Annotated in this window: 22 protein-coding genes; 10 read left to right on the top strand and 12 right to left on the bottom strand. The window is 68.3% G+C overall.

The annotated features are described in order from the left end of the window. Window positions 1-52: 52 nt before the first annotated feature. On the bottom strand, window positions 53-682 hold the full coding sequence (locus DYE07_RS07800) for a maleylpyruvate isomerase family mycothiol-dependent enzyme (protein ID WP_006947091.1): 630 nt from the start codon (window positions 680-682) through the stop codon (window positions 53-55). Window positions 683-798: 116 nt separating this feature from the next. On the opposite strand from DYE07_RS07800, the gene DYE07_RS07795 reads away from it, so the two are divergent. Beyond that, the gene (locus DYE07_RS07795; RefSeq protein WP_083803280.1) at window positions 799-1,275 is read left to right on the top strand and encodes a YfbM family protein; all 477 of its coding nucleotides are present in this window, start codon (window positions 799-801) and stop codon (window positions 1,273-1,275) included. Window positions 1,276-1,362: 87 nt separating this feature from the next. Here the strand turns inward: DYE07_RS07795 and DYE07_RS07790 are convergent, their stop codons facing one another. Next, window positions 1,363-2,961 carry an APC family permease gene (locus DYE07_RS07790; protein ID WP_172462969.1) on the bottom strand — a complete coding sequence of 533 codons (1,599 nt, stop codon included), beginning with the start codon at window positions 2,959-2,961 and terminating at the stop codon, window positions 1,363-1,365. Window positions 2,962-3,168: 207 nt separating this feature from the next. On the opposite strand from DYE07_RS07790, the gene DYE07_RS07785 reads away from it, so the two are divergent. From DYE07_RS07785 to DYE07_RS07770, 4 genes are all read left to right on the top strand, one after another. Continuing rightward, a complete protein-coding gene (locus DYE07_RS07785; protein ID WP_115296698.1) occupies window positions 3,169-4,653 on the top strand; it encodes an aldehyde dehydrogenase in 1,485 nt (494 codons plus the stop codon). A 169-nt stretch (window positions 4,654-4,822) separates the two neighbouring features. Continuing rightward, a complete protein-coding gene (locus DYE07_RS07780) occupies window positions 4,823-5,809 on the top strand; it encodes a DODA-type extradiol aromatic ring-opening family dioxygenase (protein ID WP_115296697.1) in 987 nt (328 codons plus the stop codon). 29 nt (window positions 5,810-5,838) lie between these two features. Continuing rightward, on the top strand, window positions 5,839-6,699 hold the full coding sequence (locus DYE07_RS07775; RefSeq protein WP_115296696.1) for a fumarylacetoacetate hydrolase family protein: 861 nt from the start codon (window positions 5,839-5,841) through the stop codon (window positions 6,697-6,699). A gap of 279 nt (window positions 6,700-6,978) precedes the next feature. Next, window positions 6,979-7,851 carry a gamma-glutamyl-gamma-aminobutyrate hydrolase family protein gene (locus DYE07_RS07770; RefSeq protein ID WP_115296695.1) on the top strand — a complete coding sequence of 291 codons (873 nt, stop codon included), beginning with the start codon at window positions 6,979-6,981 and terminating at the stop codon, window positions 7,849-7,851. A 297-nt stretch (window positions 7,852-8,148) separates the two neighbouring features. Here the strand turns inward: DYE07_RS07770 and DYE07_RS07765 are convergent, their stop codons facing one another. From DYE07_RS07765 to DYE07_RS07735, 7 genes are all read right to left on the bottom strand, one after another. Continuing rightward, window positions 8,149-8,814, bottom strand: coding sequence for a GNAT family N-acetyltransferase (locus DYE07_RS07765; protein ID WP_006946994.1), 666 nt, complete (start codon window positions 8,812-8,814; stop codon window positions 8,149-8,151). Window positions 8,815-8,893: 79 nt separating this feature from the next. Then, the gene (locus DYE07_RS07760; protein WP_006946992.1) at window positions 8,894-9,409 is read right to left on the bottom strand and encodes a MarR family winged helix-turn-helix transcriptional regulator; all 516 of its coding nucleotides are present in this window, start codon (window positions 9,407-9,409) and stop codon (window positions 8,894-8,896) included. Between the two features lie 73 nt (window positions 9,410-9,482). After that, window positions 9,483-9,872: a DUF779 domain-containing protein gene (locus DYE07_RS07755; protein ID WP_006946990.1), complete on the bottom strand. Its 390-nt coding sequence runs from the start codon at window positions 9,870-9,872 to the stop codon at window positions 9,483-9,485. Further along, a complete protein-coding gene (gene adhP / locus DYE07_RS07750) occupies window positions 9,872-10,915 on the bottom strand; it encodes an alcohol dehydrogenase AdhP (RefSeq protein ID WP_074045879.1) in 1,044 nt (347 codons plus the stop codon). Before adhP ends, DYE07_RS07755 begins: the two co-directional genes overlap by 1 nt. 48 nt (window positions 10,916-10,963) lie before the next feature. Further along, window positions 10,964-12,487, bottom strand: a complete 1,524-nt coding sequence (gene exaC, locus DYE07_RS07745) for an acetaldehyde dehydrogenase ExaC (protein ID WP_074045880.1) — start codon at window positions 12,485-12,487, stop codon at window positions 10,964-10,966. A 118-nt stretch (window positions 12,488-12,605) separates the two neighbouring features. Then, entirely contained in the window at window positions 12,606-13,625 is a 1,020-nt protein-coding gene (locus DYE07_RS07740; protein WP_172462968.1) for a GAF domain-containing protein, read from the bottom strand. Window positions 13,626-13,858: 233 nt separating this feature from the next. Continuing rightward, window positions 13,859-14,668, bottom strand: coding sequence for an acetoacetate decarboxylase family protein (locus DYE07_RS07735; RefSeq protein ID WP_115296693.1), 810 nt, complete (start codon window positions 14,666-14,668; stop codon window positions 13,859-13,861). 219 nt (window positions 14,669-14,887) lie between these two features. On the opposite strand from DYE07_RS07735, the gene DYE07_RS07730 reads away from it, so the two are divergent. Both DYE07_RS07730 and DYE07_RS07725 read left to right on the top strand, forming a co-directional pair. Next, window positions 14,888-16,255 (top strand): glutamine synthetase family protein, encoded by a 1,368-nt coding sequence (locus DYE07_RS07730; RefSeq protein ID WP_202775042.1) that lies wholly within the window; start codon window positions 14,888-14,890, stop codon window positions 16,253-16,255. Window positions 16,256-16,320: 65 nt separating this feature from the next. After that, a complete protein-coding gene (locus tag DYE07_RS07725; RefSeq protein ID WP_115296692.1) occupies window positions 16,321-17,622 on the top strand; it encodes a cytochrome P450 in 1,302 nt (433 codons plus the stop codon). A 142-nt stretch (window positions 17,623-17,764) separates the two neighbouring features. Here DYE07_RS07725 and DYE07_RS07720 read toward each other — a convergent pair whose 3' ends face one another. Next, complete coding sequence (locus tag DYE07_RS07720) at window positions 17,765-18,256, bottom strand: hypothetical protein (protein ID WP_131940319.1); 492 nt, start codon at window positions 18,254-18,256, stop codon at window positions 17,765-17,767. A 230-nt stretch (window positions 18,257-18,486) separates the two neighbouring features. On the opposite strand from DYE07_RS07720, the gene DYE07_RS07715 reads away from it, so the two are divergent. Continuing rightward, window positions 18,487-19,926, top strand: coding sequence for an ATP-grasp domain-containing protein (locus DYE07_RS07715; RefSeq protein WP_115296691.1), 1,440 nt, complete (start codon window positions 18,487-18,489; stop codon window positions 19,924-19,926). Between the two features lie 192 nt (window positions 19,927-20,118). Here the strand turns inward: DYE07_RS07715 and DYE07_RS07710 are convergent, their stop codons facing one another. Continuing rightward, window positions 20,119-21,738, bottom strand: a complete 1,620-nt coding sequence (locus DYE07_RS07710) for a pyridoxal phosphate-dependent decarboxylase family protein (protein WP_115296690.1) — start codon at window positions 21,736-21,738, stop codon at window positions 20,119-20,121. Between the two features lie 160 nt (window positions 21,739-21,898). Here DYE07_RS07710 and DYE07_RS07705 point away from each other — a divergent pair, with 160 nt between their 5' ends. Then, entirely contained in the window at window positions 21,899-22,816 is a 918-nt protein-coding gene (locus tag DYE07_RS07705; RefSeq protein WP_006947095.1) for a LysR family transcriptional regulator, read from the top strand. A 224-nt stretch (window positions 22,817-23,040) separates the two neighbouring features. On the opposite strand, the gene DYE07_RS07700 is transcribed toward DYE07_RS07705, so the two are convergent. Beyond that, complete coding sequence (locus DYE07_RS07700; RefSeq protein ID WP_006947056.1) at window positions 23,041-23,751, bottom strand: type 1 glutamine amidotransferase; 711 nt, start codon at window positions 23,749-23,751, stop codon at window positions 23,041-23,043. A gap of 282 nt (window positions 23,752-24,033) precedes the next feature. On the opposite strand from DYE07_RS07700, the gene DYE07_RS07695 reads away from it, so the two are divergent. After that, a complete protein-coding gene (locus DYE07_RS07695) occupies window positions 24,034-25,065 on the top strand; it encodes a PDR/VanB family oxidoreductase (protein WP_062256231.1) in 1,032 nt (343 codons plus the stop codon). The last annotated feature ends 18 nt before the right edge of the window (window positions 25,066-25,083 follow it).

The following is a 25,083-nucleotide window of genomic DNA, read 5'->3' as shown; positions in this document are numbered from 1 at the left end:
GCCCGGGAACCGAGGCACCCGCGCCTCGAATCCCGGGCAACACGGGGGAGCGTCAGCGCGTCAGGCGCGCGCGGTACGTCTCGACGCCGTCGCCGGACAGGTCGTCGAGGTAGGCGGTGCGTCCGAGCATCGTCATGATGAGCGCGATGATCGGCCCCGAGACGACGTCGCCCTTGCCCGTCTCCCACTTCTGGTCGGTGGCCATGAGGTGCAGACCCTTGATGCGGTCGCCCGCGCCCATGCCGAGGCCCGCGTCCTTGTAGTGGTCGGCGAGCTGACGCAGCGTCTCGGCGGGGTAGGTGTGTTCGATGTCGAGCGCGCGGCGGATGTCCTCGGCGTGCACGACGACCTCGCCGAGCGCGGCCTCCGCGGAGAACGGCGCCACGCGCTCGTGCATCGACTCGCGGAAGGCCTCGAGCGTCTCGGCGGGTGTGCCACCAGAGAAACGCGCAACGCCGGCGTCGATGACGGCCTGGACGTTGCCCTTGTGCGTCAGCATCTGCTTCGCGGCGCTCGCCTTCGACGTGCGCGCCGACGACGCGAGGTGCGCGACAACCTGCTGCACGCTCCAGTCCTCGCACAGCGACGGGGCGCGCCACTGCGCGTCACTCAGCCCCGCGAGATCCTCGAGCAGCGACTCGCGCTCGTCGTGGACGGACTTCCAGGTGATCTCGTGCGACATCGTCAGCCTTTCGAAGGGCCCGGGGCGCCCGGGCGTGCCGTGTTCGCTCCCAGTCTGCCAGCCGCGGCTGACGGCGGCGCTGACACGCGGGGGGCGTGGGCAGTACCGTCGGGCCCATGGGAATGATCTGGACGGCCTACCGCATGGACGATACCGAGGCGCAGCGACTCGTCACTGACCTCACGTCGACGGGTGACGCGCCCCTGCAGGCGCTCGAGACGCTCGAGAAGTTCGACGACGAGCGCATGCTCGATGTCGACAAGGCCTGGCATGCGCTCGAGCGCCTCTACAAGCAGGCGCACGCTCCGAGCCCGATCTCGGAGGGGCGGGTGCCTGACTCCGAGGATGTCGTCGTCGGCCACGTGACGCCCGCGCGGGTGACGGCGATCGCCGCCGCGATGGGCCGCATCACGCCGAGCATCCTGCGCAAGGGCTACGACGCGAAGAAGTTCACGCGCGACGAGATCTACCCGGATATCTGGGACGAGGACGACGTGCTCGACGTGTACGTCATGCCCTACGACGCCGAGCTGCGCGAGTTCTACGCCAAGGCAGCCGAGGCGGACGAAGCCGTCATCTGGCAGCTGAACTGACGTCCGTCGCGCTCGAACCGGGCGCCTCAGAACGCAGCGCGCCCACCCCATCGAGTGACGAGGTGGGCGCGCTGCGTCGCGGGTCGTTCAGGGCGTCGGTGCCGCCGACGTCCCGTCGATCTCTGTTGCGCCGTCGGTCGTCTTGACGCGGTCCATGCCCATGAGCGCCCACTGCTGCGGCGCGCGGGCCTTGAGGACGAACGACGAGATGACACCGATGACGACGGCGACGCCGATGAGCGCGGGCAGCTGCCACGCGAGGGCGCTGTTCGGGTCTCCGATGAGGTTGCCGAACTGCGATGCGGCATACGCAGCGACGCCGCCCATGAACACGGCCGAGAGCGCGGGCGCGACGAGGGTGCGCCAGAGCCCGCCGAGGCCGGTGCCGGCGGTGGCGACGTCACCCGTCACCGCGTCGTCGGCTGCGGCCTTGCCTCGTGCGCCCCGGTACTTCGCGAAGAACACGACCACGGCGAGCGACGCGAACGCCATGAGGAACAGGATGGCGAGCGTGCCGAGCTGCGTCAGCCAGGTGAACAGGGCGAGCACGGGATCCTTGTCGGTGACGACGAAGATCGTCAGGACGACGGCGGCGAGCACCGTCTGGCTGATCGAGCCCATGTGCGGCGACAGGTGCACCGTGTGCGTGTGGCCGAGGCGGGCGGGCACGAGCCCCTCGCGTCCGAGGGCGAACAGGTAGCGCGCGACGGCGTTGTGGAACGCGAGCAGCGCCGCGAAGACGGATGTCGCGAACAGCAGCGACATCACCTTCGTCGCGCTCGAACCGAGGTAGGTATCGCCCAGTTCGAAGAGGAAGACCGTCGGGTCCGGCTTGAGGCCGCCGAGGTGCTCGACGAGCGTCGAACCGCCCTGCGCGCTCACCATGAGGAACGTCGTGATCGAGTAGAAGACACCGATGACGGCGACGGCGAGGTACGTCGCACGCGGCACGGTGCGACGCGGATCCTTCGCCTCCTCCGAGTAGATCGTCGTCGACTCGAACCCGATGTAGCTCGCCGAGTTGAACAGCAGTGCGATGGCGAGCGAACCGCTTGTCAGGGCGTCGAAGCTGAACGAATCCCAGGCCAGGTGCGATGCGACACCGCCGTGGCCGCCCTCCCCACCCTTGCCGATGATGGCGCCGTCGAGCAGGAGGACGATGAGGAATTCCGCGGCGACGAGGACGCCGAGCACCTTGACGGACAGATCGACCTGGCGGTAGCCGAGCAGCGCGATGACGGCCCACGCGACGAACGCGCACGCCCACCACGGCGGGTCGAAGCCGAGGTTGTCCGCGCAGAAGCTGGCGGTGGCCGAGCCGAAGAGGCCGTAGAGGCCGATCTGCATGGCGTTGTAACCGAGCAGCGCGATCCACGCCGCAGCGCCGCCGGCATGCTGGCCGAGGCCGCGCGCGACGTACGCGTAGAACGCGCCCGTGCTCGTGTGGTGACGTGCCATCGCGGTGTAGCCGACGGCGAACAGCAGCAGCATGGCGCTGACGATGAGGTACGCGAACGGAATGCCTCGCCCGTTGCCGACGAGCATCGCGACGGGCGCGCCGCCGGCCATCGCCGTCAGGGGCGCGGCGGCGGAGACGACGATGAACGCGATCGCGATGACCCCGAGGCGCCCGGAACGCAGGCGGTGCTCGGTGTGTGGGATGTCGGAATCTGCGTGCGGACTCATGTCGGGAGACGACGTGGGAGTTGCCATGCCGGGCCTTTCGTTCGGGGGCGAACGATCTCGCCTCGGGGGTCACGGTAACCCATGATGTGATCTGAGACACACGAGGATCAGATGACGATTTGATCTCGCCGTAGGATGTCCGTTTGGGCCCGAACGATTGGTAGTGTGATGCGCATCACCGCACCAGCCAACCTTGCGAGGAGCGTCATGGTCACCGCGCCGCAGCCCGAGAAGATCACCGTCGAGGGGGTCGAGGTCGATACGCGTCACTGGATCGGTGGCGAGCGCGTCACCAGCGCTGACGGTGCGACGTTCACCGACGTCTCCCCGATCGACGAGAGCGTCATCGGCGAGATCAGCGCAGGCGCCGAGGCCGAGGTCGACGCTGCCGTCGCTGCTGCGCGCAAGGCCTTTCCGGCATGGGCCGGCATGCCGGTCGCGGAGCGCGCGGCGCTGCTGCGCAATGTCGCCGACGGCGTCGAGGCGCGTGTCGAGGAGCTCGCGCACGTCGAGACGCGCGACAACGGCGCGCTGCTGCGCAGCCACCTGCGCGGCGTCATGCCGCGCGTCACGATGAACTTCCGCTTCTTCGCCGACTACCTCGAGAACGACCTCGCCCACCCCGACATGACGGTGCCCGGGCGCGGCCACCGCGAACGCATCACGTATGACCCGGCCGGCGTCGTCGCCATCATCACGCCGTGGAACGCGCCGCTCATGCTCGCGACCTGGCGCATCGGCCCGGCGCTCGCGGCGGGCAACACCGTCATCGTCAAACCGCCGGAGTGGGCGCCGCTGACGGCGTCGCTGCTCGCCGACATCATGCGTGACGCGGGCCTGCCCGACGGTGTGTTCAACGTAGTGCAGGGCACGGGCGTCGACGCGGGCGCCCCACTGACGCGTCACCCCGGTATCAACCGGCTGTGCTTCACCGGCTCCGTCCCGACGGCCGGCGTCATCGCCGCTGCGGCCGCGCCGAACATCGTCCCGTTGTCGTTCGAGCTGGGCGGCAAGTCGCCGCTGCTCGTGCTCGACGACGCCGACATGGATCTGGCCGTCGACATCGCCGTCGAGCAGTTCGACAACGCCGGGCAGGTCTGCCTCAAGGGCGCGCGTCTGCTCGTCGACGCCAAGATCGTCGAGGAGTTCACGCAGCGCGTGCTCGACAAGGCTCGCACGCTCAAGCAGGGCGACCCGCGCGACCTGACGAGCGACCTCTCCGCACTCATCACGCGCAAGCACTTCGACACCGTCGACGGTTTCGTGCAGCGCGCCAAGGCCGACGGCGCGCGCGTCCTCATGGGTGGGGGGCCGAACGACGAGCTGGGCGGCCTGTTCTACTCGCCGACGATCCTCGCCGACTGCCCCGAGGGCTCGGAGATCCTCACCGAGGAGGTCTTCGGCCCCGTCCTCACGATCGAGACGTTCGACGGTGACGAGGCCGGCGTCGCGATGGCGAACGACACGCGCTTCGGCCTCGCCGCGACGCTCGTGACGTCGGACCCCGAGCGGGCAGAACGCGTTTCGGCGCAACTGCGCGCGGGCACCGTCTGGGTCAACTGCTTCTTCGTCCGCGACCTCGGCGCGCCGTTCGGTGGCAGCGGCCAGTCCGGTATCGGCCGCGAGGGCGGCATCTGGAGTTTCGACTTCTACTGCGACGTGAAGAACTCCGTCTTCGCGCCGAGCAACTGAACGATCGAGTCGCTGAACAACTGAATGGCCGAGAAATTTGGCGGCACTGCTCGCAGGTGCCCGCCGCACATCCTTTGCGTGCGGGGCACCTGGGTGCACGTGCACGCAGAGGATGGCGGGCCTTGGGCAGGTCAGTGACGAGAAACGACGATGAACGAAGGAGACGGACATGGGTGAAGTGGTAGGCGCCGGTCAGCTGGCGCACGTGCCGACGATCATGCTGCCCGAGGACGTGCGGCGCAGCCTCAACAACGGCGAGGACACGACGCTCGTCGCCGGGCTCCAGCAGTTGCGGCGCGAGGTGTTCGACGTGCTCGACTACGACACCGTCGTCGTACTCGACAGCCACTGGGCGACCACCGTCGAGTTCGTCGTCACGGCGCAGGATCGCCGCTCGGGGCTGTTCACGTCGGAGGAGTTGCCGCGCGGCATGACGCGCCGTCACTACGACTTCCCCGGCGACCCGGAGCTCGCGCACCTCATCGCGAGCAAGGCCGACGAGCACGGCACGTGGATCACCGCGATCGACGACCACTCGCTGCCGATCTTCTACGCGACGACGAACATGTGGGAGTACCTCGGCAAGGGCCTCGACGACAAGAAGTGGATCTCCATCGGCGTGTGCCAAACAGCCGACACGGAGGACAACCTGCGCCTCGGCCGCGCGCTCGGTGACGCCATCCGCGAGAGCGACCGCAAGGTGCTGCTCATCGCCTCCGGCGCGCTCAGCCACACGTTCTGGCCGCTGCGCAAGCTGCGCGACCACGAGGCCGCCGGCAGCGAGCACATCTTCTCGCAGGAGGCGTGCCAGGCCGACCTGCAGCGCATGGAATGGTTCGCGAACGGCGATCACGCGCGCGTCCTCGACACGATGGACGAGTTCTACCGGTACAAGCCCGAAGCACGATTCGGGCACTACCTCATGATGATCGGTGCCCTCGGCGAAGGCGACTGCACCGCCCCGTCGCGTCAGTACGGCGAGTACGAGAACTCCGTCGGTACTGGCCAGGTGCACCTGTGGTTCGACCAGCCCGACGGTGGCTTCCCCGCGCCGCACCGTACCGTCATCGACGACGACGTCCTGCGCCAGAAGGCTGCCTCGGCGGCTGCTGAGGCGGGCCCGCAACACATCCCCGACGTCCCGGCCGCCGGCTGACCACCCGAAAACTTCGAGGAGTAATCACCATGGCCACCAAGGAATTCCGTCGCATCCTGCTGGACGGCAACCCCGTCGACGTCGTCGTCGACGGTGACGACCTCGTCGCCGGCGACGGTCGTCGCGTCGCCATCGCCGACGCGACGCACCTGCCGCCCGTGACGCCGAGCAAGATTGTCTGCGTGCACCTCAACTACCGCAGCCGCGTCGACGAGATGATGACGACGCTGCCGAAGGCGCCGACGTACTTCCACAAGCCCGTCTCCGCGCTCAACACGCACGAGGGTGCCGTCGTGCGCCCCGAGGGTTGCAAGTGGCTCAACTACGAGGGCGAGATCGCCATCGTCATCGGCAAGACGTGCCGCAACATCTCGCCCGACGAGGCCGGCGACTACATCCGCGGCTACACCGTCGCCAACGACTACGGCCTGCACGACTTCCGCGACACCGACTCCGGTTCGATGCTGCGCGTCAAGGGTGCCGACACGCTCTGCCCCGTCGGCCCCGGCGTCGTCGAGGGCTGGGATTTTCGCGGCAAGCGCATCCGCACCCTCGTCAACGGTGAGGTGAAGCAGGACGGCACGACCGACGAGATGGAGTGGAACATGCACTACCTCGTCGCCGACATCGCCCGCACCATCACGCTGCAGCCCGGCGACCTGCTGCTGTCCGGCACGCCCGCCATCTCGCGCACTGTGTACCCGGGTGACGTCGTCGAGGTCGAGGTCGAGGGTCTCGGCACGCTGCGCAACCACATCGTCACGGGGCCGACGCCGATCCGCACCGACGTCGGCGCTCAGGTGACCGAGTCCGAGGAAGTTCTCTCCACCGCCCAGGGTGGCGACTGGGAGTTCCGCGGTATCCGAAAGCCGATGCCTCCGCAGCCGTGATGCTCGCACCTTCTGGCGCGGCTTCCGGCGGTGTGGCTTCGCAGGCTCAGCCGCACCGCTCGGTGCGACACGACCGGCGGGGGCGGCGCGGAATGATGTCCCACTCGGTGCAATCACGCCACGAGTAGGAGCTGTTCGTGGCGAGTTCTCCCCACTCGGTGTTGATACGCACGATGTGGGAGTTGTTCGTGGCGAAGTCTCCCCACGTGGTGTCGAAACGCACCCCGGGGAGAACTGTGAGGTGATGACGATGACGACGAAGACAAGGCGGGTGACGGCGTGAGTCGACCCATCATCGCGATGCCGGCGCGGTTCTCCGCGTCCGCGTCAGCTCTGCGCTACGGCGCAGATGTCATGGCGCGCGCGCTCATGGACGCCGTCTGGGCGGCGGGGGGCGAGCCGGTCGTCATCCACCCCGTTGCCCCGATCGCCGAGCCGATGACCGCTGGGGGCGATGACGGCACCGAGCGCGGGGCTCCCGACGCACTCGTCGACCCAACGCGTGGATTCGCCGGTATTCCAGACGCGTTCGTCGACCAGGTCGCCGAACGCGTGGCCTTCGCCGATGGCATCCTCCTGCCCGGTGGTGGCGACATCTCGCCCGTCTGGACAGGCGAAGCGATGCACGACACCCACTACGACGTCGACGTCGAACAGGACGCGTTCGACTTCGCACTCGCCCGCGTCATCGTCGGACGGGCCGTGCCGGCGCTCGCGATCTGTCGTGGCATGCAGTTGCTCAACGTGGCCTTGGGGGGCACGTTGCACTTCGACATGGACGACGAGCTCGGCGTGTCGGCGCACCGTCATCGCGTCGAGGACGTCGAGCTCGACCCGTCGTCTCGCCTCGCGCAGGTGCTCGGCGGGCCGACCGTCAAGGCCAGCTGCTACCACCACCAGTGCCTACGGGACGTCGCGCCCGGCTGGCGGGTCGTCGCGCGTGCCGATGACGGGACGACGGAAGCCGTCGAACTCGACCCGACGACCGACGCTGTGGCGGCAGGCACCTCGGCGAGCGAGCGCGAGTCAGGCCTTGTGGGCGCGGGGGCCAGCATCGTCGCGGTGCAATGGCACCCGGAGGACACCTTCGACACCGATGCGCAGCAAGTGCGATTGTTCAGCGACCTCGTCGAACGCGCCCGTCACGCCTGAGCGCGACGCACTTTCGACGCCGACGTGCAACAACTGCGGCTGCTCAGCGATCTCGTCGAGCGCGCTCGTCACGCCTGAGCCCACGCACACTGACCCCGGTTCTTCACGCTGTGTTTCCGGGGACGCGAGCCAAGAGCCAGGCGCCGACGGGGCCGTCGGCGTCTCGCGTTCACCTCGGCCCGGGGGGCAGTTCACCTAGGCACAAGTGCACCCGGGTGCATTTGCGCAGAGTCTGAGTGCGGAGCCACTCACTCGCCTCGGGCGTACTTCAGAGGGGGCATGCCGGCCGGGCCCTGCTCACGCGGGCCCGCCGGCGGAACGCCAGGCGCCGAGGGGCTGTGCGGGGTAGTCCATGAGTTCCGTCGTCTCGTCGATGACGACGAAGCCGCGTCGCTCGTAGTTTCGCAGCGCCGCCGGGCCGTCGAGGCTGCACGTGTGAACCCAGACGCGTTGCGTCGCCGGCGCCTTATGACGCTCGGCGAGCGTCCAGGCTGCGTCGATGCCATGGGCCAGCAGCGTGCGGCCGAGGCCCCGTCCGATGGCGGTCTCGACGAGTCCGAAGTAGCGAATCTCGACGCTCGCTCGACCACGCGCCTCCGCCGCGCCGACCGGTGTCGGCTGGATCTGCACGTAGCCCGCCGGTTCGCCGCCGACGTACGCGACGTAGGTCTCGGTGCCGGTGACGCCGAGGTCGGCGAGCCACTGCTCGCGCGTCCAGCCGAGGCGGTCGGTCCACGTCCACGGCCCGCCGACGACGGCGTAGAGGTAGCGGGCAAACTCGGGGCTCGGGTTCGGCACCAGGTCGATCCGAACGTCCTCAGGACGGCTCGCCATGTCGTCATGCGGGCCGGATGCGACGTCGGGGGCGTCGGCCGTCGGGGTGCTGACGCAGTGGCCACGCGGCGTGGTGTGCGGGCGCTCGGGCATCTCGAGCGTCCACGTGGTGACGGGGCGCAACGGCATGGTTCTCCTCGATCGGGCGGGTTGACTGGTAGGCGTCACATCATCGGCCACGCTGCGCCGGGCGGGCCTCGGGTGGACGTCAGACGGACGTGTGGGCGCCGAGGCCTTCGGCCGTCGTCACGACCTTGCGGAGTGCCTTCGTCAGGACGGTGAGTTCGTCGGGCGTCAGGTCGGCGACGAGTTGCTGTTCGCCGGAGTTGAACTGGGGAAACAGCTCCTCCATGAGCGTCATCCCGGCGGGCGTCAGTGACAGGTGCGCGAACCGCTTGTCACTCGACGACTGGGTGCGCTTGAGCCATCCCCGGGCTGAGAGGGTCTTGACGACGCCCGACAGCGTCGCCTTGCTGATGCCGGCGCTCTCGGCGACCTCGCGCGTCTCGGGTTCGCCGTAGATCCACACGCTCCACAGCACGACGAAACCCGTCCACGACAGCTCGTGCGGACGCAGGACGGTGTTCGTCATGTGGTTGCGCGATGCGTTCGCCGCGCGGTGGATGCTGCTGACGGCGTGCATGGCGGCGACATCGATCTTCGCGTCGGCCAGCTTGCTCGAGGCCAGGGTCTCGGTCTCGAGCAGCGTGTGATGACTCGGCATCAGCCCACATTATCTTTCGGATCCGAACAGACGTGGATGACGTCCACCGTGCCCCCGGCCGCGCGAGGTTCTCTCACATCAGATCGGAGCGAATGAGGAAGCGTTTGCCCTCGGGCGCCTCGAGGGAGAAGCCGCCGCCCCGTCCGTCGATGGCGTCGACGGTGAGGTGAGTGTGCTTCCACGTCTCGAACTGTTCCCGGCTCATCCAGAACTCCAACTCGGCATCGTCGCCTGCCACGTCCGGGAGCGTGAACGTGCCGAGCAGGACGTCGGCCTGACCCGTGCGGAACTGCCCTGCCGGGTAACACATCGGGGTCGACCCGTCACAGCACCCGCCGGACTGGTGGAACATGAGACGACCGTGCTCGGCCACGAGCTGGTGCAGCAGAGCGACGGCGTCCGGCGTCAGGGCGACCCGGCTGACGGTCTCTCCGGCCACACCGGCTCGTGACTCGAGGTTCATCACTTGTCCTCGCGCTCCGTCGTGTAGTCGATGACGACGCGCCCGTCGATCTTGCCGTGGTGCATCTCGTCGAACACCGCGTTGATGTCGTCGAGGTTCCGCTTGCTGAACGTCGGGTGGATGAGGCCTCGGGCGTAGAAGTCGAGAGCCTCGACCATGTCCTGCCGGGTGCCGACGATCGATCCGCGGATCGTCAGGCCCTTGAGGACGACGTCGAAGATCGGCGCCGGGAAATCACCCGGAGGAAGACCGTTGAACACGATGGTTCCCCCGCGACGCGCCATGCCGATGGCCTGGCCGAACGCCTTGGGGTGCACCGCCGTGACGAGGACGCCGTGGGCGCCACCGCCTGTGGCGTCGAGGACGGCCTGCGTCGGGTCCTCGACCGCGGCGTTCACCGTGACCTCCGCGCCGTGCTTCTTCGCGAGCTCCAACTTGTCGTCGGCGACGTCCACGGCGACGATCCGCATGCCCATGGCCTTGGCGTACTGGACGGCGATGTGCCCCAGCCCGCCGATGCCGGAGATGACGACCCACTGCCCGGGGCGCACCTCCGTCACCTTCAGACCCTTGTACACGGTGACGCCGGCGCACAGCACGGGAGCGATCTCGTGGGGGTCCGCGCCCTCGGGGATGCGAGCGGCGAACGTGGCGTCGACGAGCATGTACTGCCCGAACGAGCCGTTGACGCTGTACCCGCCGTTGGTCTGCTCCTCGCACAGCGTCTCCCAGCCGTTGCGGCAGTGTTCACACGTGCCGCACGCGGAGGCGAGCCAGGCGTTGCCCACCATGTCGCCGACGGCGAGTTCGGTGACGCCCTCGCCGAGTTTCTCGACGACGCCGACTCCCTCGTGGCCGGGGATGAACGGCGGTTCGGGCTTGACCGGCCAGTCACCGTCCTTGGCGTGCAGGTCGGTGTGGCACACACCCGATGCGATCAGCTTGACGAGCGCTTGACCCGGCCCGGGTTCCGGCACTTCCACATCCTTGACGTTCAGGTCTTCGCCGAAGACGTCCACGACTGCAGCTTGCATGGTGCTCATGACTCTTCCCTTCGTGTGGTTGCGATCTGATCCGTGATGCGGGTCGGCTCAGAAGAAGCCGAGCTTGTTCTCCGAGTAGGAGACGAGGAGGTTCTTCGTCTGCTGGTAGTGGTCGAGCATCATGAGGTGGTTCTCCCGCCCGATGCCGGAGCTCTTGTAGCCGCCGAACGCGGCGTGTGCCGGGTAGTTGTGGTAGTTGTTCACCCACACGCGGCCCGCCTGGATGTCGCGGCCCGCGCGGTAGGCGGTGTTGCCGTTGCGGGACCACACACCGGCGCCGAGGCCGTAGAGGGTGTCGTTCGCGATCTTCAGCGCCTCGTCGTACGTACCGAACTTCGCCACGGACACGACCGGCCCGAAGATCTCCTCCTGGAAGATCCGCATGTTGTTCGTGCCCTCGAAGATGGTCGGCTCGACGTAGAAACCGCCACCCAGATCGCCGTCCAACTCGGCCTGCCGACCACCGGTGAGCACCTTCGCGCCCTCCTTCTGGCCGATGTCGAGGTAGGAAAGGATCTTCTGCAACTGGTCGTTCGAGGCCTGCGCGCCGATCATCGTCGAGTCGTCGAGCGGGTTGCCGGCCTTGATTTTCTTCGTGCGTTCGACGACGTCGGCCATGAACTGCTCGTAGATCGACTCCTGGACGAGCGCGCGCGACGGGCAGGTGCACACCTCGCCCTGGTTGAGGGCGAAGAGGGTGAAGCCCTCCTGCGCCTTGTCGTAGAACGCGTCGTCCGCCTGCGCGATGTCCTCGAAGAAGATGTTGGGGCTCTTGCCGCCGAGTTCGAGGGTCACCGGGATGAGGTTCTCCGAGGCGTACTGCATGATGAGGCGGCCGGTCGTCGTCTCACCCGTGAACGCGATCTTGCGGATGCGCTTGTTCGACGCGAGCGGCGCTCCGGCCTCGACGCCGAACCCGTTGACGACGTTGACGACACCGGCGGGGATGAGGTCCTCGATCAGTTCGATGAGCACCATGATCGACGCGGGCGTCTGCTCGGCGGGCTTGAGGACGACGCAGTTGCCGGCCGCGAGCGCCGGCGCGAGCTTCCACACGGCCATGAGGATGGGGAAGTTCCACGGAATGATCTGCCCGACGACGCCGAGCGGCTCGTGGAAGTGGTAAGCGACGGTGTCCTCGTCGATCTGCGAGAGGCTGCCTTCCTGCGCGCGGATGGCACCGGCGAAGTAGCGGAAGTGGTCGATCGCGAGGGGGATGTCGGCGTTGAGCGTCTCGCGCACCGGCTTGCCGTTGTCCCACGTCTCCGCGACGGCGATCTTCTCGAGGTTCTCCTCCATCCGGTCGGCGATCCGGTTGAGGATGAGTGCCCGCTCCGCGGGCGAGGTCTTGTTCCACGTCGGTGCCGCCGCCCATGCCGCGTCGAGGGCGGCCTCGATGTCCTCGGCGGTGCCGCGGCCCACCTCGCAGAACGTCTTGCCGGTGACCGGGGTGGGGTTCTCGAAGTACTGCCCCTTCTTCGGCGCGACCCATTCGCCGCCGATGAAGTGCTCGTAGCGCTTCTTGAACTCGACCTTGGAGCCCTCGGTTCCCGGGTTGGCGTAGACCGTCATCGCAGCTTCCTTTCCCTGAGCCCGCGGGATGTGACGCGGGGTTGCGTGATGTGCGTCACGTTACGAAGGGCTGCGTTGCATCAACGTTGCACTGCCCGTGCAACGCGCTCTGCGGGCGTCAGTTCGCCTGGCGCAGACGAGTGTCGAGCTGTTCGAGATGCGTGAGAACGATGGCCCGCTGTGGCGCGCGCGGTGGCAGGACGGTGAGTGCCATGTGCCACGACTCGACGTCATCGGCGGCCTCGGGCAGGTCGAGGTAGCGCAGAAGGGTCTCGGGAGTGGCGTCACTGAGCATCGCTTCGCGCAGCGACCCGGACGTCGAACGCAGCAGGTCGACGACGGGCTCCGCCTCGCTGCGCGTCAGCGAGGCTCCGCGATACAGCTCGAGGGCTTCGTCGTGCTCGCCGCGGCGCAGATGCTCCGTGACCTGGACGGCATCAATGAGCAGTGGCCCCGTGAGGCGGTAGGGGCGGCTTTCGAGGTTCGGCGCGCCGGGAATCGTGTCGAGCCGTCGACGAAGCCGCAGCAACTCGCCGCGGATGGTGGCGGGCGGCGTGCCGTCCGGGTAGACGAGGGCCCCGATCTCGTCGGCGCTGAGGCCTTGGGGTTCGAGCGCGAGTGTCGCGAGGAGTTCGGCGTGGCGGTCGGTGAGTACGTGGGTGGCCGTACCCGTTTCGATGCAGGGGCGGCCGTGGTGGACGAGACGCAGCCGCGCGCTCGTGTGCGGTGGAGGGCCGACCGGCACCCCGGCGAGGCGAAGTTCACGAGTCACCGCGGCCGCAGTGGCCTGCACGAGTGCGAGGGTGCGCCGGTCTGCCGCAGCGTCACCTCCCGTCACGTCGAGAGCGCCGAGCACCTCGCCGGTGACGGGGTCGACGAGCGGCGCCGCGGAGCAGCTGAACGGGTGGACGTCCGGGCGCGTGTGCTCCTCGCGATGGATCGAGACCGCCTCGCCGCGGGCCACAGCTCGGCCTGGCGCGTTCGTGCCGACCTGCGCCTCCGACCAGTTCGCCCCCGCGGTGAAGCCGATGCTCTCGGCGCGGCTGCGGGCGCGGGAGTCTCCGTCGACGTAGTGCAGGCGTGCCTCGCGGTCCGCGATGGCGATGACGAGACCCTCGTCGCGTGCCGTCGAGCTCAACAGCGAACTGACGAGGGGGATCGCGTCGGCGAGCCGAGCGTGGACGCAGCCGGGGCCGCACCCGCAGGCGCAACCCCGTGGACGGGATTTGTGCCGCATCCCTTCCCCTCTCGTTGTGACCCACCTCACACTACACCGGTCCGGGGTGGGGTGGGTCGACGGCGTGACGCTGCGTGCCGTGTGTCCACGAACCCATCTGCGACGCAGGCTGCCACCCTTCGCGGCCGCCTGGCTCACACGAGACGTTCGAGCGTCTCGCCGCCGTTCCAGACGACGCCGATCTGCCGGTAGTAGCCGCCGATGATCTCGTCGACCTCCAGGGCGGCGAGTTCCTCCGTGGGCGATTCGAACAGGCGCAGATCTACGTCACCACGCCACGCCTGCCCGCCCTCGAACTCGGCCGCGCCGGACGATATGAGCTCGCTGTAGGCGTCGCCCGTCGCCCCGCGGGCGATGTCGGGGTAGATGCGGTGGTGGGCCATCGGGTGGCCGTTGACGAAGCCGTTCGTCTCGCTCGGCTCACGCAGCGTCAGCACGGCCTCGGCGAGACGACGGTCGCCGGCGGCGAGCGTCGCACCGAACATGCCGCCCTCGGCTATCTGCGGCGCACCCTGCGCGAAGGGGTGGGGGCGCGTCTGCCACATCGAGCCGAGCTTCTTCGGGTAGCCCTGGTGCAGACCGCGGCCGATGGCGAAGTCCTTGTCGACCCAGATGTAGACGCAGCGACTGAACGTGCGCCCCTCGTAGGAGCAGCGCACGACGACGAACGCCTCCTTGTACTGCGCGCGCACCGGGTCGAGCAGCTCCTCGCGCGACGAGCTGCACGACTGCCAGTCGGCCCAGATGAGCGCGACGGCGCCCGGGTCCTCGTCGGCGAGCTCCAGCGGTTCGGGCAGCAGTTCGCGCACGCGCTCGGGGTTCGTGCGGTACTCGACGGTGAGCAGGTCGCCCGAGTAGTACCACGGCGGTGACGGGATGATGCCCGACGTGCCGCCGACGGTGCGCGGGTAGAAGAAACCCTTGAGTTCGGGGGATTCGCTCATGGCAGAGCCCTTTCGGTGTCGGCGCGTGTGCGCGCGGCGAGGGCGTCGAAGTTCCTTCGCCATAAATCGTTCGTATCCGTACGACACGCGCTAGGCTACCCGATCATGAGGGTTTGTGTGGCGTGAGTCACACGGTATGTTCGGACCCGAACGAAACGTGCGCACCCCGACCCGGCAACCGTCGAGGTTCGCTCACAACGGCGTGAGAGGCGACGAGGCATGACGAACTCAGGGAGCAAGTCGAGCGAGCCGGGAGCCGTGGCCGAGGCCATGGCGAAGTGCCGGTCGGAGGGCATCGACGTCATCCGTCTCGGCTACTCCGACATCATCGGCACCGACCGCAGCAAGGACCTGCTCGTGAACCGCTTCGAGCGGACGACGGGGCACGGCGTTGCGTTCTGCCGCAGCGTGTACGGCACGACGCCGATGGGCGACGTCGTCGACATCGAGGGTGGGCTCGCCGCCGGCCTGCCGGACATCGTCGCGCGCCCCGACATCGAGACGCTGACGCGCGTGCCGTGGGAGCCGGGCGTCGCACACGTCATCGCCGACGTGTTCAACCCCGACGGCTCGCCGTCAGCCGAGAGCCCGCGCTACGTGCTCAAGAACGTCATCGAGAAGTTCTCCTCGATCGCCGGCACGCCGATCTGCGGGCCCGAGCTCGAGTTCTACGTGCTGCAGGAGGACGAGAACTCCGATTCCGGCTGGTCGCGCTACGGCGAGATGAGCGGCAACGTCTACGTCAGCGGCCTGCGTGGTGACCCGGAGAACGTGCTGCTGCAGACGCTGCGTCAGCTCGGCGAGTACGACATCGAGGTCGTCGCCGCGAACCACGAGTTCTCGAGCGGGCAGTTCGAGATCAACCTGTGGCACTCCGACGCGATGGACGCCTCCGACCGCGCGTTCCGCTTCAAGGCCGCCGTCAAGGAGATGGCGCGGGCGCGCGGCAAGCTCGCGACGTTCATGGCGAAGCCGTTCAACGACGAGGGTGGTTCCGGTTTCCACCTGCACTTCTCGACGCAGGACGCCGACGGCAACCACCTGTTCGATGACCCGAACGGCGAGCACGGCCTGTCGAAGGTCGCGCATCACGCGATCGGCGGCATCCTCAAGCATGCGCCGGCGCTGACGGCGCTCGCGAACCCGACGATCAACTCGTACAAGCGGTTCGGGCCCGACACGCTCGCGCCGTGGCTCATCGACTGGGGCCTCGACAACCGCAGCGCGATGGTGCGCATCCCACCGGAGCGCGGCTCCGCGTCGCGTCTCGAACTGCGCCTCGGCGACGCGTCGGCCAACCCGTACCTGCTGACGGCGGCGACGCTGGCCGCTGCCTACCTCGGCATCCGTGACGCGATCGACCCCGGCGAGCCGCTCGTCGGCTACGGCTACGACCCGGAACGTTCGCCGATGCTGCCGTCGTCGCTGTGCGCCGCACTCGACGCGCTCGAGGCAGACACCGAGATGCGTGAGGTGCTCGGCGAGCAGTTCGTCGCGACGTTCCTCGCCTACAAGCGCAACGAGATCGAGCGCTTCAACAGCTTCATCACCGACTGGGAGTTCCGCGAGTACACCTACCACCTGTGATCGCGCCCGCGGCCAGGCGCTTCGCGCACCCTTCCCGATTTTCCTGCTGAACGAGGAGAGACGACATGACCATCATCGACCAGGGCGCAGCTCCCAAGGCCGACGCCGCGTTCGACGTCGCCGACGTCGACTTGTCCAACATCGACCGCTTCCGCGACAACGAGGGATGGGCGCAGTTCGACGCGCTGCGTCACGCCGACCCGGTGCACTGGACGGAGGAGAGCGACGGCAAGGGCTTCTGGGCCGTCACGAAGTACGACGACATCTGGGCCGTCGACAAGGATTCCGAGACGTTCACGTCGGAGCAGTTCGTCAACCTCGAGGACGTCGACGACGACCTCATGGATTTCCGCCGCTCCATCCTCGAGACGGACGGCGCCCGTCACGCCGCGCTGCGCAAGCTCATTCAGCGCGAGTTCTCGCCGCGCAACCTGCTGAAGAACTACGAGGCGTTCCTGCGCGAGCTGACGAAGAACACCGTCGACGAGGCGAAGAAGGCGTCGCCGAACGGCGAGTTCGACTTCGTCGAGAAGATCTCCGCGGACTTCCCGATCCAGGTGCTCGCGCGTCTGCTCGACGTGCCGCGTGAGCACACAGGCCAGCTCATCCAGTGGGGTAACGAGATGGTCGCGAACACCGACCCCGATTACACCGAGCACCTGTTCGACTCGCCTGAGTCGGAGAAGTACCGTCACTTGCCGTTCCGTTCGCCGACGGTTCAGGACGTGTGGGACTACGGCCGCGACCTGCGCGACAAGCGCGTCGGTGGCGACGGCAAGGACCTCGTCTCGATCCTCGCGAACAAGATGCCCGAGGACGGGGTTCCGCTCACCGACCAGGACTTCAACAACTACTTCTCGCTGCTCGTCATCGCCGGCAACGAGACGACGCGTCACGCGATCAGCCAGATCATGCTCGGCCTCATCGCGCAGCCCGATCAGTTCAAGGCGATGAAGGACGACCCGTCGCTCATCGAGTCGGGCCTCGAGGAGCTGCTGCGCTGGGCGTCGCCCGTCTACCACTTCCGTCGGACGGCGACGAAGGACGTCGAGCTCGGCGGCAAGCAGATCAAGGCCGGCGACAAGGTCGTCATGTGGTTCGCTTCCGGCAACCGTGACGAGGACGTCTTCCCCGAGCCGTACAAGATCGACGTGACGCGCAAGAACGTCGATCACATGACGTTCGGAAAGGGCTCACCGCACCTGTGCCTCGGCAACAACCTCGCGCGCCTCGAGGTTCGTCTGCTGCTCGAAGAACTGCTGCCGCGCATCGACTCGATCGAGCTTGCCGGCGACGTCAAGCGCGTGCGCTCGAACTTCGTCAACGGGGTGAAGAAGCTCCCGGTTCGTGTCCAGTGGGCCAACTGACGCGGCGAATGACGCACGGTGGCGGGTAACTCACGGGTTGGCGCGGAACTTCGCGCCTACCCGTGAGTTACCCGCCTCGCTGCGTGGGCACCGGCAACGCGATGTCGACGTGGTCGGTCGGTTCGCGCGGCCACCCGAAGCATCAGTCCTCGACGATGACGAGCAGGCCCTTGTCGGCGATGACGGCGTCGAGGCTGACGCCTGTGAGGTCGCCGACCGCCTTCTTGAGCGTCTTCTCGGGGTCACCGTCAATGACGGACGTCGGCTCTCCCTCGACGGGCTCGCCGTCCTCGGCGGTGATCTGCGCGTCGTCGAGCGACAGCATGCGGCTCGACTCGCCGGCGTCGATGATGAGCAGCCACGTCTTCGAGCCGCCCGCGAAGACGGCGGTGACGGCTTCGTCGGCGATGTCCGGGATGAGGTCGGGCTGCAGCATCAGCTCGTAGCCGACGAGGACGACGGCGTCGCGCTCGTCGTTCGTGCGCGCCGTGAAGGCGCCGACGTAACCGGCCGGCAGGGCGTTCGAGATGGCTTCCTCACCCGTGACGTAGTCGGTCGTCGCGTCGAGGATGCCGCTGGGAAGCTCGTCGATCGTCATGCCGGGAAGGACGGCGAACGCCGTGTTCATAGCCATGCCCCCAGCCTACGGGGCGTGCGATAGAACGACATGACCCGGCGCGGGGTGATTCACCCTCCGCCCGAATCTTCGACTCGCTCGCATACGGCGTCTTGCCGTGGTGCCGGCACGCAGCGCGGGTGGCCCGCGCCGGGATGCCATCGCGGGGTGCGCTGCGCGGCCTCAGGCCATGGCGCCGCGTGAGGAAATCGGTCGAACAGTGGCCACGAACCGCCCTACGATCGGGTATGGACACCAGCCCGGACCCTCTGCAGCGCCTGAGCAAGCACCTCGCGGCGCGCCGGCGTGACGACATCGAGGGGCGCCCGGTCGTCATCCTCGCACCCGTCCTGGCAAGCGCGACCCGTCACGTCGTGCAGGCCCGCGAGAACGGTGCCGCGCGCATCCTCGTGATCACGTGGGGCGACGGCACCGGCCCGCTGCCCGAGCCAGATCGGATCACGGTTCACCGCTTGGCGATGAGCCCGGTGCATGACGTGGTCGATGAGGTACGCGCCTGGCAGCACCTTCTGCGGGAGTCGGACGACGGGGTGGGCGCGGTGCTCGACGCGTTCGACCCCGAGGCGAGGGCTGTCGTCATCGTCGCGCTCGCTCTCGGCGCTGATTCGTTCTACGAGCGACGCACCTACGGCGCGCGCAGCGAGACGCAGGAGCGGTTGGAAGACAAGACGCTCAGCCGCGAGCTGTGGGAGGCGGCAGGCGTCCCGCATGCGCCCGAAGAGGTCGTCCCAGCACGCCTCGACGAGGTGCGAGGGGCCGCCGCGCGTCTCGATCGCGGTGTCGGAACGGTCTGGTCGGCCGACGCGAGCGAGGGTCTCAACGGTGGCGCGGTGCTGGTGCGGCACGTCACGGACGACGGCGCGGCCGCATACGAAGCGCTCGCGCCCCATGCCGAGCGGCTGCGTCTCATGCCCTACCTCGAAGGTGTGCCCTGCTCCATCCACGGTCAGGTCGCTGACGACGGCGTCGCCGTCCTCCGGCCGGTGGAACTCGTGATGCTGCAGCCCCACGGCAGCGATCGCTTTCGTCAGGCGGGCATCTCTTCGTGGTGGGATCCGGCGCCGGCTGATCGCGATCAGATGCGCGCCACCGCCCGCGCTGTCGGCGAAGTGCTCGCGCGGCGCCATCACTACCGCGGCTCCTTCGGCATCGACGGCATCCTCACCGCTGAGGGTTTCATCCCCCATGAGCTCAATCCGCGTCACAGCGGCGGCATCTCAACGCTCGGCAAGGGCCTCGAGCGGTTCTCGTTGCTCGACACGCACCAGCACTTGCTCATCCACGGCACGCTGCCTCTGGCGATGACGCAGTTCGAAGACCTCGTTGTCGAGGCGTGCGACGCGGCGCGAATCGGCTCTGCCTACCTGGCGACGGAGGCCGTGCAGGCCGCAAAGACGACCACCGTTCATGTCTGCGGTCACCCGGGGCCCGACGCGCTCGTCACCGATGACGTGCGTGGCGCGCTCCAGGTCGTCGACGACGAGGCCGGGGCGACGGGGCAGCTCGAGATCGGGCCGGCGTCGATGGGTGCGCTCGTGCGTTTCACTCCCCTCGCCATCGAGCCGGGTGAACGACTGGCACCCTGGGCGCTCGCGGCCTATGAACTGGCTGACCGCCTGTGGGGCACCGGATATGGCGACCTCGACGCTCAACCGCAGGTGCGCTGACAGAAAGGCACTGTTCGTCCCGGCGGCGCGTACCTCGGAGCGCACGGTCTCGAGGCGTCGGCCCGGGTGTTCGCGGCGGCTATCCAGGACGCAGGTGAGTCACGAAGTGCAGGGTGAGTCGCTTCCACATGACTCACCGTGCACTTCGTGACTCACCTGGCCGTACGCGCGTGTGACGGGCCCGGCGATGCGTCAGATGCCCGGCTCGGCGACCTCTTCGTCGGGCAGGGGAGCGTCGCGTTCGGCCGTGGCGGCCTGTCGGGCGAGGGCCTCGGCAGCCGCGTGGATCTGGTCGATGACGGGTTCGGTCTCGGGCTTCATCGTCACGCTGCGCAGAATGCGCGCGCCGACGAGGGGTTCGCCCTCCTGCGCCGACCCGGCGCTGCGCTCATCGATGACGTGCCCGCGCGCGGCCATGTCGTCGGCGTCCACCTGATACGTCGCGACGAACAGCGACTCGTCGCGCGGGGCATTCATGCCGGCGGTGAGGATCGCGCCGGAGCGACGGTCGATGTCGGTGAGCGAGTCGCCGATCGGGAAGTAGCTGACGATGTCGAGGTCCGGCTCCTGGTACAGCTCGAATACGTCGGACGCGCGCAACTTCTCGGCCCACGCAAGCGCAGCGCGACGCCCCGGCGCGACGACCTCACCCATGCCCTCACGCGTCAACGGCAGCAGCTGCAGCGTCATCCACAACGCGGCCGCCGACGCACCGGAGCGCGAGCACTCGAGCGAGATCTCGCCCATGTGGATGTCGTCGCCCGTCGTGAAGTACGTGTACGGCGAGGTGTGGTCGTAGAAGTTCGCGACGTTCGGATCCCTGAAGATCACCGCGCCGCAGCCGTACGGCTGAAGGCCGTGCTTGTGCGGGTCGATGACTACGGAGTCGGCCTCGTCGATCGCGCGGAACGCCGCCGCCACCTCGGGCGCGAGCAGGGAGTCGTCGTCGGCGAGGAGACGGAAGAACCCACCGTACGCGGCGTCGACGTGGACGCGGACGCCGTACTTGCGGCACAGCGGAATCGCCTTGTCGATCGGATCGACGGCCCCCAAGCCCGTCGTCCCGGCCGTCATGACGACGGTGCCGATGCCGCCGCCCTTGAGGAACCACTCGAGCGCGTCAAGATCCATGCGTCCGCGGCTGTCGGTCGGGATCGACACCGACGGCACGTTGAGCAGGTGGCTCATGCGCCCATGCGTGTAGTGCGCGTCAGCGCTGTGCGCGATCGCCTTGCGCGGATGCGTCTCACGCGCGACGAACAGCGCCTCCAGGTTCGCGACGGTGCCCGACGTCGTCAGGTGGCCGAGGTGGCAGAGTCGGTTCCCGTCACCACATTCCTCTGGCTCGTCTCGGCTGCTCGCTCCGGGCCGCGCTTCGCTCGTGTCCTCACTCGCAGTTCGACGAGCGGTGCACCCGAACATGCGCGCAATCTCATCGACCGCCTCGACCTCCATGCGTGTCGTCGCGGCGCCGGCGTCGAGGTCGTGGTTGTTGGGGTTGATGAGCATCGTCGTGAGATACGCGACGACGGCCGCCGGGTGGGGTGGCTTCAACATCTGGCCGACGTAGCGAGGGTGGAAGAACGGGTAGTTGACGCTCAGACGCGACGTCAGTTCGTCGAATGCCGCCTTGAACTGCGCGTGGTCGACGGTCTGCGCCGGATGCGGGGTGGAGGGGCCGTACTCGTCCATCCACTCCGTGATGAATCGCGTTGCCTCGCCGAGGTATTCGGTCAGCTGCGGCATCGCGTCGGCCGACAGCCCGGGCACGCCAGCAGCAGCTGTGGCGCCGTCAGGCGGGGTGATCGTCATGGTCGTCTCCGATGCTCGCGCGTGATGTCAGGCAGTGGTGCCCTGCACATTCTGTGACGTGGGCCACGTGAAATAGACGAGATGGGGCTAGGCTCCTCGATACCTGTTCTCACTCTCTGCCATGCCTTCTGGGCATGGCCTCATCGGAAGGTCGCCCGTCGTGGAGCTGCGAGTCCTGCGCTACTTCGTCGCGGTCGCCGACGCCGGATCGGTGACGGCGGGGTCGGCGGCGTCGCACGTCAGCCAGCCTGCGGTTTCGCGGCAGTTGCGGGCGCTCGAGCGCGAGCTGGGGGTCGAGTTGCTCGTCCGTTCCGAGGGTGGGGTGCGGCTGACAGCGGCCGGGGCCGAACTGCTCGTGCTGGCCCGCGGCCTGCTCGAACGGGAGGCGACGCTCAAGCGCACCGCGGCGTTTCTCGCGTCCGGGAGGCTCACGTCGTTGACGATCGCCGCGCCGAGCACGACGCTCAGCGACGTCATCGCACCGTTCCTCGCGGCGGGCCCGGCGCGGGGTGCGTTGGCGCCGGAGGTCAACGTCGTCAGCCGTTCGACGAGTGAGGTCTTCGCGGCGCTCGGGGAGGGCGCGGACATCGTCGTCGCACCAGCCGTTCCGCCGCCGGAGGTGGCGTCGATGCTGATCGCCGAGTTGCCGGTGCGCGCGTACGTCGGCGCCCGGGGCGTGCTCGATGGTGAGGGCGCCGAGCGTGACCGCTCGGTGAATCTCGAGGCGCTCGCACGCGTCGACCCGCTCGTCATGCTGCCGGGCCGACACCCCGTCAGCCAGGTGTTGACGCGCGCGTTCGCCGAGGCGGGCCTCGCGCCACAGCACGTGCAGGAGGTCGACTCGCCGGAAGCCGCCCAGGCGCTCGCGGCCTCGGGGCGCGGCGTCGCGGTGCTGACGAACGACACCCGGTTCGGGCTCATCCCGCGCCGCGTGCGTGACGCCGACGGCTCGGTGCTGACGATGCCGCTGCATGCCGCGTGGACGCCGACGCATCACGCCGTCGACGAGATCGCCGCCCTCGCCGCCGAGCTGCGCGACTTCTGTGCGCGGCTCTACCGCGACGACCTCACGTCCTGAAAGGCGCGCCCGCCTGATCGGGCGTGAACATCGCCCGAGAACGCGTCGACCGTGATGCGGATCCGGGCAACGTTGACGCCCGCGTCAGTCGAGGCTGTCGAAATGCTCCGCGCTCCAGCCGACAAGGGGGTCGAGGTCGTCTCTTACGTCGGTCTCTTCGAGAACTCGGGCGTCAGCCGGCGCCATGTGGCGCCGAACCTCGCGTTCGAATAGGTCAACGCTCATCAGCTCGCGGCGACCTGCTCCAGGAACCCGTCGACGAGGACGCCGGCGCGGCGGCGGCCTTCGTCATCCCATTCCTTCGCGGCAGCGATCTCGGCGTCGGCGTCGCGCCCGAGGGAGGCGAGCATCTCGCGTCCGCCGTTGTCGCACCAGCCCGTCAGCATCTCGCTGGAGAGTTCGGGATGGAACTGCACGGCGAGGTTCTTGCGCAGCACGAAACCCTGCGACGCCATGTCGTTGCGCGCGAATTCGACGGCGTCCGGCGGCACCTGCCAGCGGTCGTAGTGCCAGGCGAACCACTTGCCACCGGGCACCATGTCCTCGCGTTCGCTGCTCACCTCGACGAACCCGATCTCCGGTTCGGGCGCGCGCCCGACCGAGCCGCCGTGCGTGCGCGCCAGAAGCTGCGCGCCGAAGCAGATGCCGAGGACGGGGACGCCCGCGGTGTCCGCGTCGCGCAGCAGCTGCATCTCGGGCGCCAACCATGAGCCGATCATCTCGTCGTCCCACGCCGACCAGTACGAGCCCATGACGACGAGCGCGTCGAACTCGCGCACGTCGGGAAACTCGACGTCGACGCCCGGGTTCTCGAAATCCTTCTCCGGCACGACCTGGAAGAGTGTCTCCTCGTAACCGCGCTCGCGAAAGCGATCCGCGACGGCGCCGGGGGGCGAACAGTGGTCGTGCTGGACGATGAGGACGCGCTTGGTCATGATGAACTCCTGGCGACGGCCCGCACGACGATCGAGGCGTCAGGCGGGGGCGATTGGGCGGCGTGCTCCCACGCTAGGCCAGATCGTTCGCCCCCGAAAGACTTTGCGGCGATGGAATGTTGCCTGGGTCACACACCCGTCATGAACATGCGTAGACTGACAACTCGTTCGCACCCGAACAACATCGCGTCGTGCGTCGCCTCCCTGCGTGCAGATGCACCCGGGTGCATCTGTACGCAAGGGGGGCGAGACGACGCGCTGTGCGCAGTGAAGGAGACAGGCATGGTTTCGGAATCGACTCAGCCCGAGGCGAAGACGCTTCTCGTCGTCGACGGGATCGACGACGCCGCCGACGGTGTCCGCCTCCTGACGCTGCGCGCCGCCGACGGCGCAGACCTGCCCGAGTGGGCCCCCGGAGCGCACCTCGACCTTGTCCTCGGCGGCGTGAGCGACGCCGAGTTGAAGGACGCCGAGCAGGGTGACCTGCCCGAGCACGACCCGTTCGACGAACTCATCCGTCAGTACTCGCTGTGCGGCGACCCGGCCGACCGCAGCCGCTTCCAGGTCGCCGTCCTGCGCGAGAGCGAATCGCGAGGCGGTTCCTCCTACATCCACGAAACGCTGAAGGTCGGCGACGAACTCGTCAGCTACGGCCCACGCAACCACTTCGAACTGCGCAAGGCGCCGACGTACGTCTTCGTCGCGGGCGGCATCGGCATCACCCCGATCCTGACGATGGTGCGCGCCGCGCAGGCGCAGGGCAAGAACTGGCACCTGTACTACCTCGGGCGCAGCGGGGCGACGATGGCCTTCCGCGACGAACTCGCCTCCTTCGGCGACAGGGTGACGTTCTGGCCCAAGGCCGACAAGGGTGCCTTCGACCTCGCTGCCACCCTCGCCGACGCCGACGCTGCGGGCCCCGCGCTCGTCTACTCGTGCGGGCCGGAGCGTCTGCTCGCGGCGATCGAGGACGGGTGCAGGAGCCGCGCCAACCTCGTCGCGCACGTCGAACGCTTCAGCCCCAAGGAGATCGACGACTCGGGCAACACCGAGTTCGACGTCATCCTCGAAGAATCCGACATGCGCCTCACCGTGCCCGCCGACAGGTCGATCTTCGAGGTCGTGCGCGAGGCCGGTGTCAGCGTCCTCGGCTCCTGCCTCGAAGGCATCTGCGGCACCTGCGAGACGGGCGTCATCGCCGGCGAGATCGACCACCGCGACTCCGTGCTCGAGGACGACGAGCGTGAGGAGGGCGACATCATGATGATCTGCGTGAGCCGCTGCAAGGGCAAGGAACTGACGCTCGAGCTCTGACGCTCGATTGTCGATGCT

It is taken from the genome of Dermacoccus nishinomiyaensis, from assembly GCF_900447535.1.
Classification (GTDB): Bacteria; Actinomycetota; Actinomycetes; order Actinomycetales; family Dermatophilaceae; genus Dermacoccus; species Dermacoccus nishinomiyaensis.
Note: the sequence above shows the minus strand (reverse complement) of the source record. Positions and strands in the feature narration are given on the sequence as shown.